Origin of the sequence: Ligilactobacillus ceti DSM 22408, from assembly GCF_000423245.1 — a bacterium.
Taxonomy (GTDB): Bacteria; Bacillota; Bacilli; order Lactobacillales; family Lactobacillaceae; genus Ligilactobacillus; species Ligilactobacillus ceti.
The window spans coordinates 12,042-24,384 of the sequence record NZ_AUHP01000014.1 but is presented as its reverse complement, the minus strand read 5'-3'; the positions used below and the strand labels follow the sequence as shown (position 1 = coordinate 24,384).

Here is a 12,343-nt window from a genome sequence, read left to right as displayed (position 1 = left end):
TTGTATGGAACAGCAAGCAATTAAAGCTGAATTAGCTCAAATTAAAGCTAATTTACAACAATGGAATTATGAATATTATGTTTTAGATCAACCAACAGTTGAAGATGCTTTGTACGATCAAACATATCAACGTTTGATTGAATTAGAAACAGCTTATCCTGATTTAGTGACAGCTGATTCACCAACGCAACGTGTCGGGGGAGAAATTTTAACGCATTTTAATAAAGTTTCGCATCAAATTCCGATGCTTTCTTTAGGTGATGTTTTTTCAAAAGATGAATTACAAAGTTATATCTTAAAAAATCAAAGTCAGGGTGCAAAAAATTTAGCTTATACATGTGAATTGAAAATCGATGGTTTGGCGATTTCCTTAACATATGAAAAAGGTGTTTTTGTGAAAGGGTCCACCCGAGGTAATGGAATGGTTGGTGAGGATATTACTCAAAACTTAAAAACGATTCAGGCGATTCCTTTAACATTACCAGAACCAATTGATTTAGAAGTTCGTGGTGAATGTTATATGCCTAAAAAGGCTTTTGTACAATTGAATGAACGACGTGAAGAGGCCGGGCAAGCAATTTTTGCGAATCCAAGAAATGCTGCGGCAGGATCTTTACGTCAATTAGATACAAGTGTGACAGCGGCGCGTAATTTAAATACTTTTATTTATTATTTGATGGAACCTGAGAAATTAGGTTTGAAAACACAAAGTCAAGCTTTAGAAAAATTAGCACAATTAGGTTTTAAAGTGAATCCGGAATATCAAGTTGTGACAACTGAAGCTGAAATTTATGCTTATTTAGATGAATATCAAGCAAAACGTGCGCAACTACCTTATGATATTGATGGAGTGGTTTTAAAATTAAATGACTTTGCTTTACAACGTGAATTAGGTAATACAGTTAAAGTTCCACGTTGGGCTATTGCGTATAAATTTCCACCTGATCAACAAGAAACTAAAGTTTTAGATATCGAATGGACAGTTGGGCGGACAGGAGCCGTGACACCAACAGCTGTGATGGAACCTGTTTTATTAGCGGGGTCGATGGTCGCACGAGCTTCCTTGCATAATCCAGAATATCTACAAGAAAAAGATATTCGGCTAGGAGATACTGTTCTCTTGCATAAAGCAGGGGATATTATTCCGGAAATTGCGCGAGTTGTATTAGATAAACGACCTAAAACAAGCGAACCTTATGTGGTACCGACACATTGCCCACAATGTCAGGCGCTTTTAGTTCACTTAGATGATGAAGTAGCTTTAAGATGTATTAATCCAAAATGTCCGGCATTAATTAAAGAAAGCTTAACGCACTTTGTGTCACGTGATGCGATGAACATTGCTGGTTTAGGTGGTAAGATTATTGAACGCTTATATGATGAAAAACTAATTAGTGATGTAGCTGATTTATATACTTTAGATTATGCAGAATTATTACAATTAGAGAAATTCCAAGAAAAATCAGCCCAAAATTTATTAGCGGCGATTGCAGATAGTCGACAAAATTCTTTAGAAAAGCTTATATTTGGTTTGGGAATCCGCCATGTTGGGGCAAAAGGTGCTAAAATATTAGCACAAACCTTTTTAGATTTAGAAACATTGATGAAAGCAACGCAACCAGAAATTGCAGAAATTCCAGGGATTGGTGATGTGATTGCTGATAGTGTCGTTACTTATTTTAGTGATGCAAACGTGCAAAGTTTAATTCAAGAATTGAAAGAACAAGGTCTTAATTTTAAATATTTAGGCAAAACATTAACTGAAATTCAAGCTGAGGCACAAACGAGTTATTTTGCTGGCTTAACAGTTGTTTTAACCGGAACCTTAGAACAAATGAAACGTTCTGATGCGAAAAAATGGTTAGAAGAACAAGGTGCTAAAGTCACGGGCAGTGTTTCGAAAAAAACTAATTTGTTAATCGCTGGTAAAAGTGCTGGTAGTAAATTAACAAAAGCTCAAGATTTAGGTTTAGATATTATGGATGAAGCGCAATTTATCGCAAAAATGGAGGAAAACAAGTGAAAAAGTTAGGCATTGTTTTCAGCTTATGTTTGAGTGTGCTTTTATTTGCAGGTTGTGGGAATGATTCAATGAGTAATTCAAGTTCTGCAACAAGTAAAGGATTTCAAACAACAGGCCGAAATGTTGATGGTGAATACCAAGGTGTGATTGAAGATGGTCATTATTTAACAAGTAAATCACGTGGTGTTGTGCTCGTGAAAGATTCCGAAAATATTTTGAATTTACAAAGTTTTGAAAGAGGACTTTTAAATATTTCAAAACAAGAATTTTCACCGAAAAAATATATTTTTCAAGAAGGTCAAGTTTTAAATAAAAGTACGGTTTATAAATGGTTAGGTCGCAAAACTAAAAAGAATACTTTAGGACTTAATCCAAAAGATAATGGTAGTAAAGATCCGAAAAAACGTAATCCTATGTATGTGCAAGCTATTTCGGAACAAGATTATATGCAAAAAGATGATAATGACAAGCTCGTCTTATCAGGCATGACTATTGGGATTGCGATGAATCGTAAAGATTATTATCAAAAAGAAGAATATGGTGCAACATATATTTCAGATATTTCTAAAGAAAAAATGTTACAAGAAGGTCGGATTGCAGCGGCCAAAGTTTTAGCACGATTACGTCAAATGAAAGACGTTCCGAAAAATATTCCGATTGTTATTGCGATGTTTGAACAAGCACCACAAGATAGTTTAGTCGGAGGAACTATTTATGCCTATACAGTTTCGAAAAAAGGTGCTGAACTTGGATCATGGACTGAAACTGATTATCAAAGTTGTGTCTTTCCAGCAACTGATGGCAAAAAAGTACCTAACGATAATGATGAAGAATCATTTTTAAACTTTAAAAATAAAGTCCAAAACTTTTTCCCGAACTTAGCGGGTGTTACAGCGCAAGCTTACTATGAAGGAAAAACTTTACAAGGACTAAATATTAATATTACAACACAATTTTATAGCCAAACTGAAGTGATTAGCTTTACGCAATATATTACACGGGCCGCTAAACAATACTTACCAGCGAATGTTCCACTTAATATTAAAGTTCGTGGTAGTGATGGTAATGTCCAAAGTTTCGTTTCTCACCAACAAAGAGGCGATGATTATTACACGCATGTTTTCGGGAGTTATTAAAAACTTGGAAAAGGTATGCTAAAATAAGAACTATTAAGATAAATTGGATAGAAAGAAGGAAATGTAATGGCAATTAGTGCAAAAGAAGTTGCACACGTAGCGAGTTTAGCAAAACTTGCATTTAACGAAAATGAATTAGAAACATTCACTGGTCAAATGGATGAAATTATTAATATGGTGCAAGAATTAAGTGAAGTTGATACAACTGATGTTCCAGTAACAACTCATGTGACTGATGCACATAATGTTTTACGTGAAGATATTGCGGTTAAAGGAACTGATCGTGATTTATTAATGAGAAATGTACCTGAATCAGAAGATGGTTACATTAAAGTTCCAGCAATTATTGATGGAAGCGAGGATGCTTAATAATGGATTATTTTAAAAATGATTTAGCTAGTTTACATACTAGTTTAGTAAATAAAGAAATTAGTGCTGAAGAATTAACAAAAGCAACTTTCGCTGGCATCAAAGAAAAAGAACCAGTTGTGGACGCTTTTTTAACTTTAAATGAAGAAAAAGCATTACAAACAGCACGTGAAATCGATGCTCAAGGAATTGACGCTGATAATGTATTAGCAGGTATTCCAATTGGGATTAAAGATAATATTGTAACTAAAGATTTAAGAACAACAGCTGCAAGTAAAATGTTAGAAAACTTTGAACCAATTTACGATGCAACTGTTATGGAAAAATTACAAGCTGCGCAAATGATTAATGTTGGTAAATTAAACATGGATGAATTTGCGATGGGTAGTTCCACAGAAACATCTGCATTTAAGAAAACTAAAAATGCATGGGACCAAACTAAAGTTCCTGGTGGTTCTTCTGGTGGGTCTGCAGCAGCAGTTGCTTCTGGCGAAGTTTTAGCTAGTTTAGGCTCTGATACTGGTGGATCTATTCGTCAACCAGCAGCCTTTAACGGTATTGTTGGTATGAAACCAACTTATGGTCGTGTTTCACGATATGGTTTAATTGCGTTTGCATCTAGTTTAGATCAAATCGGACCATTTACACGTACAGTTAAAGATAATGCTTTAGTTTTAAATGCAATTAGTGGACAAGATGCACGTGATTTTACAACATCTGCACAACCAGTTCCTGATTTTACACAAGGAATCGCTGATGGTGTTAAAGGAATGAAGATTGCTGTTCCTAAAGAATATTTAGGCGAAGGTGTGGCAGAAGATGTTAAAGCAGCTATCAAAAACGCTATTACAACTTTTGAAACTTTAGGCGCTAAAGTAGAGGAAGTTTCTTTACCTCATAGTAAATATGGTGTGGGTGTTTATTATATTATTGCTTCATCAGAAGCATCATCTAACTTAGAACGTTTTGATGGAATTCGTTATGGTTATCGTGCACCTGATGTAAAGACTTTAGAAGAAGTTTATGTTAAATCACGTTCGCAAGGTTTTGGTGATGAAGTTAAACGTCGTATTATGTTAGGGACATTCTCTTTATCTGCCGGAACATATGATGCATTCTTTAAGAAAGCAGCACAAGTTCGGACATTAATTTGTCAAGATTTCGCTAAAGTATATCAAGATTATGATTTAATCTTAGGACCAACAGCACCAACAGTAGCTTATGGTTTAGGTGAAAAAATCGATGATCCTGTAACAATGTATATGAATGATATTTTAACAATTCCAACTAACTTAGCAGGTTTACCAGGGATGTCAATTCCAGCTGGTTTCTCACAAGGATTACCAATTGGTTTACAATTAATCGCCCCACAATTTGCTGAACAAACATTATATCGGGCAGGATATGCTTTTGAACAAGCTACTTCCTTCCACAAAGAAATTCCTGTGATTGGAGGTCAAGCTTAATGAATTTTGAAACAACAGTCGGCTTAGAAGTCCATATTGAAATGCAGACAAAATCAAAAGCCTATTCACCATCACCAGTTCAATATGGTGCTGAACAAAATACAAATACAAACGTAATTGATTGGGGATATCCTGGGGTATTACCAGTTGTGAATAAGGGTGCTTTAGAATTTGCGATGCGTGCAGCTTTAGCTTTAAACTGCGAAATCGAACAAGATATTCATTACGATCGTAAAAATTATTTTTATCCTGATAATCCAAAAGCTTACCAAATTACGCAATTCCAAACACCAATCGGTCATGATGGTTGGGTTGAAATTGATTTAGAAGATGGTAGTACAAAGAAAGTCCGAATCCATGAAATTCATATGGAAGAAGATGCAGGTAAGAACTCTCATAAAGATGATGGCTATTCATATGTTGATTTGAATCGTCAAGGGACACCATTAGTTGAAATCGTAGCGGAACCAGATTTATCTTCACCAGAAGAAGCGGTGGCTTATTTAACTAAATTACGTCAAATTATCCAATTTACAGGTATTTCTGATGTGAAAATGGAAGAAGGTTCGATGCGTGCGGATGTTAACGTTTCTGTACGTCCTTATGGTGCTGATAAATTAGGTGTCAGAACAGAAATGAAGAACTTAAACTCTTTTGAACACGTACGTAAAGGTATTCAATATGAATCCAAACGTCAACAAGGAGTCTTGTTAACAGGTGGAGAAATCCAACAAGAAACACGTCGTTTCGATGATGTTACTGGCACAACAAGTTTATTACGTTCAAAAGAAGAAGCTAATGATTATCGTTATTTCCCAGAACCAGATATTCCACCAATTCATATTTCTGAAGAATGGATTGAAAAAGTTCGTGGTGAAATTCCTGAAATGCCAGATAAACGTCGTGCACGTTATGTGAACGAATGGGGTATTCCAGAATATGATGCTGGTGTCTTAACACAGACTAAAGAAATGTCCGATTTTTATGATGCAACAGTTAACGCTGGGGCAGATGCTAAATTAGCAGCTAACTGGTTAATGGGTGAAGTTAATGCTTATATGAATGCTCAAAAGATGGCTTTAGATGAAACAGCGTTAACACCAGAACATTTAGCAACGATGATTAAATTAATTGTTGATGGAACAATTTCTTCTAAGATTGCTAAAAAAGTCTTTAAAGAAATTATTACTAACGATACTGATCCACAAGCTTGGGTTGAAGAAAAAGGTATGGTTCAATTATCTGATCCTGCTAAATTACAACCAATTATTGATGAAATTTTAGATAATAATGAACAATCTATTGAAGATTTCAAAAATGGTAAAGATCGTGCGGTTGGTTTCTTAGTTGGTCAAATTATGAAACAAACACGTGGTATGGCCAATCCGAAAATGGTTAATAAATTATTGATGGCAAGTTTGAATCAAAGATAAGTCATAAACTGTAAGTTTTATGATGATGGGGAGAAATCAAATGCAAAAACGTTGTCGAATTATTTACAATCCTACTTCAGGTAGAGAAGCAATGAAAAATGATTTGGTTGAAATTTTAAATATTTTAGAAGCAGCTGGATATGAAACAAGTGCATTTGCAACGACACCTGAACCTAATTCAGCTCAAAATGAAGCTCGTCGCGCAGCTTTAGCTGGATTTGATGTGATTGTAGCTGCTGGTGGAGATGGAACAATTAATGAAGTTGTGAATGGGATTGCTCCTTTAGAACAACGACCAAAATTAGGTATCATTCCTGCTGGAACGACGAATGATTATGCGCGCGCTTTGAAAATCCCGCGTGAAGATCCAGTAGCAGCAGCTAAATTTATTGCGCAAGGTGATACATTTAAAATTGATATTGGATTAGCGAATCAAGCTTATTTTGTTAATATTGCTGGTGGTGGTTCCTTAACGGAATTAACATATGGTGTGCCATCTCGAGTTAAATCATTATTTGGTTATTTAGCTTATTTAATTAAAGGTGCAGAAATTTTACCACGGATGAAGCCGATCGATATGCATTTAGAGTATGATGAAGGCGTTTATGATGGTAAGGCATCCATGTTTTTATTAGCTTTAACCAATTCCATCGGTGGTTTTGAACAAATTGTTCCGGACGCATCTTTAGATGATGGTAAGTTTACTTTGATTATTGTTAAGCCAAGTAATGTTGTTGAGATGTTACAGCTTTTAACAATGGTCTTAAATGGCGGTAAACATGTTGATGATGATCGGATTATTTATACAAAAACAACGAAACTAATTGCTAAACCAATTCAAAATGATGAAAAGTTAATGATTAATATTGATGGTGAATACGGTGGAGATGCACCAATGGAATTCACTAATTTAAAACAACATATTGAAATTTTCGCAAATGTTAAAGCTATTCCAGATATGCAAAGAAAGATGAATCCAGATGTCCAAGAAGCAAAAGATTATTTTGTGCAAGGTGTAGAAGATTTGTCACAACAAGGTGTAACTGATGATGGTATGATTAAAATGAGAAAAGAGTAAGTAATTCATTAGTTTTGATTTTAAAAAGAAGAAGTTTGATATCCAAAGTTGATATTGAGCTTCTTTTTTTTATATAAATAACCAAAATAAGCAAGTAAAATCAAGGAATTGATGAGTGAACCTTGAATTTTGATAAGTAAAAGTGCTATAATACTATTATCATTTTTTTCTTAGGATGCTAATGAATGTTTAATCATTAAAAAGTCGGTTTAAGGTTTGTTGGTAACTAATATAGCATGATGAGATAAATTCTTAAGTAAAATTAGGGATGGAACTGATTATGAATATATTTTTTCGAGGAAAATAGCAAAAGATAATTCTTATAAAAATAAGAATACATAAGTTTGGAGGAATTTATTAATGGGTAATGACTCAAAGGATACTGCGTTTTTAGGACATCCTCGTGGTTTAGCAACCCTTTTCTTCACAGAAATGTGGGAAAGATTTAGTTATTATGGAATGCGTGCAATCTTGCTATTCTATATGTACTTCTCAGTAGCAGACGGTGGTTTAGGTATGGACAAAGCAACAGCTGCGTCTATTATGGCAATCTATGGTTCACTTGTTTATTTATCAGGTGTACTTGGTGGATTTGTTAGTGACCGTTTGTTAGGTAGTCGTAAGACTGTTTTCATCGGTGGTATTTTAATTATGATTGGTCATATTATTTTGGCTACACCGTTTGGAAAAATGGCATTGTTCTTATCAATCTTCTTTATCATTATCGGAACAGGTTTATTAAAACCAAATGTTTCTGAAATGGTTGGTGGTCTTTATAAGAAAGATGACGTTCGTCGTGATGCTGGTTTTAACATCTTTGTTTTCGGTATTAATGTTGGTTCATTTGCCGCACCATTATTAGTTGGTTATTTAGGACAAGAAGTTAACTTCCACTTAGGTTTCTCATTGGCTGCCGTTGGTATGTTCTTTGGTTTAATCCAATACTACTTTGATGGTAAAAAACACTTATCAAAAGATAGTTTATATCCAACAGATCCAATTGAACCAAAAGATTTAAAGAAAATTCTTGTGAAAGCTGCGATTGCAGTTGCTATTTTAGCTTTAGTATTAGTTATTATGGGTATGTTTAATGTCTTAACATTAGAAGGTGTTATTACATTAGTAACAGTTATTGCTGTGGCAATTCCTATCTACTACTTCACAATGATGTTAACAAGTCGTAAGATTAATGAAGTTGAACGTTCACGCGTGTGGGCATATGTTCTTTTATTTATTGCATCAGTTTTATTCTGGTCAATCGAAGAACAAGGTTCAATTATCTTAGCATTCTTTGCTGAAGAACAAACACGTTTAGCTGTTGCAGGCCATGCCTTCCCAGCTAGTTGGTTCCAAAGTGCTAACCCATTATTCATTATGATCTATGTGCCAATCTTTACAGCATTATGGACAAAAATGGGTAAAAAACAACCTTCATCACCAACTAAATTTGCTTTCGGTTTATTCTTTGCCGGTGCATCATTTGTTTGGATGATGGTTCCTGGTTTAGTTCATGGTACAAATACTTTAGTAAGTCCATTATTCTTACTTGTAAGTTGGGCTTTAGTAATCATTGGGGAAATGTTAATTTCACCAATCGGTTTATCAGTTACAACTAAATTAGCTCCTAAAGTTTTCCAAGCTCAATTAATGAGTGTATGGTTCTTAGGTGATGCGGTAGCTCAAGCTATAAATGCGCAAATTGTACGTCTTTATACAAAACAAACAGAAGTTATGTACTTCGGTATTGTTGGTGGTATTACAATTGCCTTTGGTTTAATTCTTTTATTAATGGTACCTAAGATTAAGAAATTAATGGGTGGTATTAACTAAAAAGTTAATTACTAATTTAATTCAAAAATATAGAGCAATAATCAATTAGATTATTGCTCTTTTTGTTTTTTTAAGGGTTTAAAAAATAGATAAAAGGTTGATTTAATCAGGTTTTATGCTGTTTGTTAACTAGCTTAAAATTTTTTTGAAAAAAATTACAAAAAGGGGTTGCAATGTTTAAAAAAATCGATTATACTAATGTAGTCGATGAGGGATAACACCTTATTGGTACATGGAAGGGTAGCGAAGTGGCTAAACGCGGCGGACTGTAAATCCGCTCCTTCGGGTTCGGTGGTTCGAATCCACTCCCTTCCATTGGTTTAATGGGGTATAGCCAAGCGGTAAGGCAACGGTTTTTGGTACCGTCATGCGCTGGTTCGAATCCAGCTACCCCAATCAAATAAACGATTAAAGGAACTAACTTGTGAAGACAAGTTAGTTCCTTTTTTTTTTCGATAGTGTTATATTATAGTTACTCTTAAGGATGTTCTTATTCTGTTTAAAGCAAGTGATTATACATAAAACAAATAAGAATATTAAGTCTGGAGAATTAAATTTAAGTAGGTGAAAAAATTGGGAAATTCAAATAAAAAACTTGGTTTTATTTCAGTTTATTTACTTGGTGTCAATGGGATTATCGGATCAGGGATTTTTCTTTTACCAAGTAAAATGTACGCTCTATCTGGTATTTGGAGTGTTGCTGTGATCTTCTTTTGTGCTTTAGCAGCATTGGTCTTAACTTTAAGTTATGCTGAACTTGCTAGTCGTTCTACTGGGAATGGTGCAGCTTGGTTATATGCATATGATCAATTTGGAGAGTTTGCTGGTTTTGAAGTGGGGCTCTTTATTTGGTTACAAGGGGTAGTTACAATTTCTGCGGAAACGGCAGCCTTTTTAACGGCCTTGAAGTTAATGGTTCCACAATTAAGTGATCCATTTTTATATAAAGCAACTGGTTTGGCAATTATTTTAGGATTAACAGTTGTGGGAATTATGGGGAACCAAGTTTCGAAATATGCTAATAATATTGCTACAGTTATGAAAATCGGGGCTTTGATTACTTTTGTGATTGGGGGGCTATTCTTTATTAAGATGATGAACTTTAGCCAACCGGTGACACATAGTTTGAAAGATTATAATAGTGCTTTTAATTTGATTTTCTATATGTTTGCTGGTTTTTCATTTTTACCAGTCGCTGCAACTAAAATGGAAAATCCTAAGAAAAACTTACCACGGATTTTATTAGCTGTTATCATTTCAGTTGGTGTGATTTATATGATTACCATGATTGTAGCTATTGGTGTTTTAGGACCAGAAATTGTTCATAATGAAAGTCCATTAGCTTTTGCTTTTGCTGAAAAATATGGTCATATTGGACGAATGATTATGAGTATTGGTATTTTAGGTTCAATCCTTGGGGTAGCAATTTCCTTGTCATATAGTACACCTTATATTGCTTCTTCATTAGCACGTGAACATCAATTGTTACCAGCTTTCTTTGGTAAAATTACAAAATCAGGAACACCTTGGGTAGCGGTGATTCTCACAACATGTATTTGTGCATTGTTATTCTTGAGTGGTGATTATTTATTCTTAGTACCATGTACAGTCTTTATTTCTTTAGTTCAATATGTTGTAACTTCATTTGCAGCTATGAAAGTTAAGAAAAAACAAAAAGATCCAAAAACAGCCACGGATGGATTTAATCTTCCGTTAGGATATACATTCCCAATATTATCACTTTTAATTTGTGTCTATATGTTAATGAACTTTACACAAAAAGTTATTATCTTTGGGGTGACGACAATTGTAGTCTGTGTGGCATTTTATTTCATTTATCGTTACTTTAAAAATAAAAAAACTAAAACAGTAGCTAAATAAACAGTTGGCAGGAAACCAAAATGGTTTTCTGCTTTTTTAGGGCATTTTAAGCGACAAAGTTATTAATTATTAATTGATTTTTTTAAGCTAAATTTGACACATCTTTTAATATTAATTTATAATAATATAGTTAGTTGACTTCAGCTTAAAAATCCCCCTTAGAGGATGTGAAAAAGATGACAGATTTTTACGAAATAACAAGTAAGAATACTAATAGCTTATCTAAAACAGAACAGAATATTTTTAATTATGTAGTAAAAAATATGCATAAAGTAAAAAATATGAGTATTCGAGAACTTTCGACAGAATGTTATGTATCTACTACAACTGTTTTTCGTTTTGTTAAGAAGATTGGTTATTCTGGATATGAAGAGTTTGTAAATTCCGTGCGTGAGGCTGAAGAAGCAACGCGTAAAATTAACATTCCTAATATTGTTAAACATGAAAATTATAAAGAAAGTTATTTGAAAAATATTATTGAAGGTGTGCAAGTTTTAACTGATGATAAAATTGATCAATTTAACGCGATTATGAGCAAGTATCCGAAAGTCTATATTTTAGTTGAAGGTGCTAGTCGAGAAGTGGCTCATTATTTTTATCGGCTATTAGTTTCAGTAGGATATAGTGTTGATATGTTATTTGAAGAGTTTGAAATTGATTCAATTTTGAAACGAATTAAAAGTAACGATGTGTTACTTGTGTTATCTTATACAGGTAGTAATCAACGAGTGATTAATTCTTTAGAACGTATTTTTGCGATTGTAACACCGACAATTGTATCTTTTACACGAGCAGATAATAATATTATTCAAAATATGAGTGATTTGAATTTTTATGTATTTGCTGATGAAGTTAATTATGAAGGAATTGATGTAACATCACGGATCGGAATGATTGCTATCATCGAGATTTTAATGTACAAACGAATTATTAATTAAAGTATAAATTTTAAAATAAAACCTTATTAAAACTGCCGAAAAAGGGCGTTTTAATAAGGTTTTTTTGATGTAGTTACAAATTATGGAACGTAAAAAGTAATTGGTATAGTTGTTGTCAAAGGGTTTAGGAGTAACATATGTAACGATTGGCAGTAACAGTAACATGATGCTAAAAAACGAAAAAAACTA

9 protein-coding genes and 2 tRNA genes are annotated in these 12,343 nt (G+C 33.7%); all 11 read left to right on the top strand.

Annotation, left to right across the window (positions count from 1 at the left end; all coding sequences use genetic code 11):
• Window positions 1–4 precede the first annotated feature (4 nt).
• The 11 genes from ligA to G540_RS0101535 all read left to right on the top strand — a co-directional run bounded on the left by ligA (window position 5) and on the right by G540_RS0101535 (window position 12,154).
• Entirely contained in the window at window positions 5–2,023 is a 2,019-nt protein-coding gene (gene ligA / locus G540_RS0101585; RefSeq protein WP_027106581.1) for an NAD-dependent DNA ligase LigA, read from the top strand.
• Complete coding sequence (locus G540_RS0101580; RefSeq protein ID WP_027106580.1) at window positions 2,020–3,159, top strand: CamS family sex pheromone protein; 1,140 nt, start codon at window positions 2,020–2,022, stop codon at window positions 3,157–3,159. Before ligA ends, G540_RS0101580 begins: the two co-directional genes overlap by 4 nt.
• Window positions 3,160–3,225: 66 nt before the next feature.
• A complete protein-coding gene (gene gatC, locus G540_RS0101575; RefSeq protein ID WP_027106579.1) occupies window positions 3,226–3,528 on the top strand; it encodes an Asp-tRNA(Asn)/Glu-tRNA(Gln) amidotransferase subunit GatC in 303 nt (100 codons plus the stop codon).
• A gap of 2 nt (window positions 3,529–3,530) precedes the next feature.
• Window positions 3,531–4,994 carry an Asp-tRNA(Asn)/Glu-tRNA(Gln) amidotransferase subunit GatA gene (gene gatA / locus G540_RS0101570; RefSeq protein WP_027106578.1) on the top strand — a complete coding sequence of 488 codons (1,464 nt, stop codon included), beginning with the start codon at window positions 3,531–3,533 and terminating at the stop codon, window positions 4,992–4,994.
• The gene (gene gatB, locus G540_RS0101565) at window positions 4,994–6,427 is read left to right on the top strand and encodes an Asp-tRNA(Asn)/Glu-tRNA(Gln) amidotransferase subunit GatB (RefSeq protein WP_027106577.1); all 1,434 of its coding nucleotides are present in this window, start codon (window positions 4,994–4,996) and stop codon (window positions 6,425–6,427) included. The genes gatA and gatB overlap by 1 nt, the downstream gene beginning before the upstream one ends.
• 40 nt (window positions 6,428–6,467) lie before the next feature.
• On the top strand, window positions 6,468–7,505 hold the full coding sequence (locus G540_RS0101560; protein WP_027106576.1) for a diacylglycerol kinase: 1,038 nt from the start codon (window positions 6,468–6,470) through the stop codon (window positions 7,503–7,505).
• 360 nt (window positions 7,506–7,865) lie between these two features.
• Complete coding sequence (locus tag G540_RS0101555) at window positions 7,866–9,335, top strand: peptide MFS transporter (RefSeq protein WP_027106575.1); 1,470 nt, start codon at window positions 7,866–7,868, stop codon at window positions 9,333–9,335.
• Window positions 9,336–9,569: 234 nt separating this feature from the next.
• Window positions 9,570–9,650: transfer RNA gene (locus G540_RS0101550), tRNA-Tyr, on the top strand.
• Window positions 9,651–9,659: 9 nt separating this feature from the next.
• Window positions 9,660–9,731, top strand: a tRNA-Gln gene (locus G540_RS0101545).
• Between the two features lie 177 nt (window positions 9,732–9,908).
• Window positions 9,909–11,216, top strand: coding sequence for an APC family permease (locus tag G540_RS0101540; protein WP_027106574.1), 1,308 nt, complete (start codon window positions 9,909–9,911; stop codon window positions 11,214–11,216).
• A 176-nt stretch (window positions 11,217–11,392) separates the two neighbouring features.
• Complete coding sequence (locus G540_RS0101535) at window positions 11,393–12,154, top strand: MurR/RpiR family transcriptional regulator (RefSeq protein WP_035463496.1); 762 nt, start codon at window positions 11,393–11,395, stop codon at window positions 12,152–12,154.
• Window positions 12,155–12,343 lie beyond the last annotated feature (189 nt).

Bases quoted from the DNA above. Each gene is read 5' to 3' on its own strand.
- G540_RS0101560 (WP_027106576.1), top strand. From the start codon at position 6,468: ATGCAAAAACGTTGTCGAATTATTTACAATCCTACTTCAGGTAGAGAA.
- gatB (WP_027106577.1), top strand. From the start codon at position 4,994: ATGAATTTTGAAACAACAGTCGGCTTAGAAGTCCATATTGAAATGCAG.
- ligA (WP_027106581.1), top strand. From the start codon at position 5: ATGGAACAGCAAGCAATTAAAGCTGAATTAGCTCAAATTAAAGCTAAT.
- G540_RS0101555 (WP_027106575.1), top strand. From the start codon at position 7,866: ATGGGTAATGACTCAAAGGATACTGCGTTTTTAGGACATCCTCGTGGT.
- gatA (WP_027106578.1), top strand. From the start codon at position 3,531: ATGGATTATTTTAAAAATGATTTAGCTAGTTTACATACTAGTTTAGTA.
- G540_RS0101535 (WP_035463496.1), top strand. From the start codon at position 11,393: ATGACAGATTTTTACGAAATAACAAGTAAGAATACTAATAGCTTATCT.
- gatC (WP_027106579.1), top strand. From the start codon at position 3,226: ATGGCAATTAGTGCAAAAGAAGTTGCACACGTAGCGAGTTTAGCAAAA.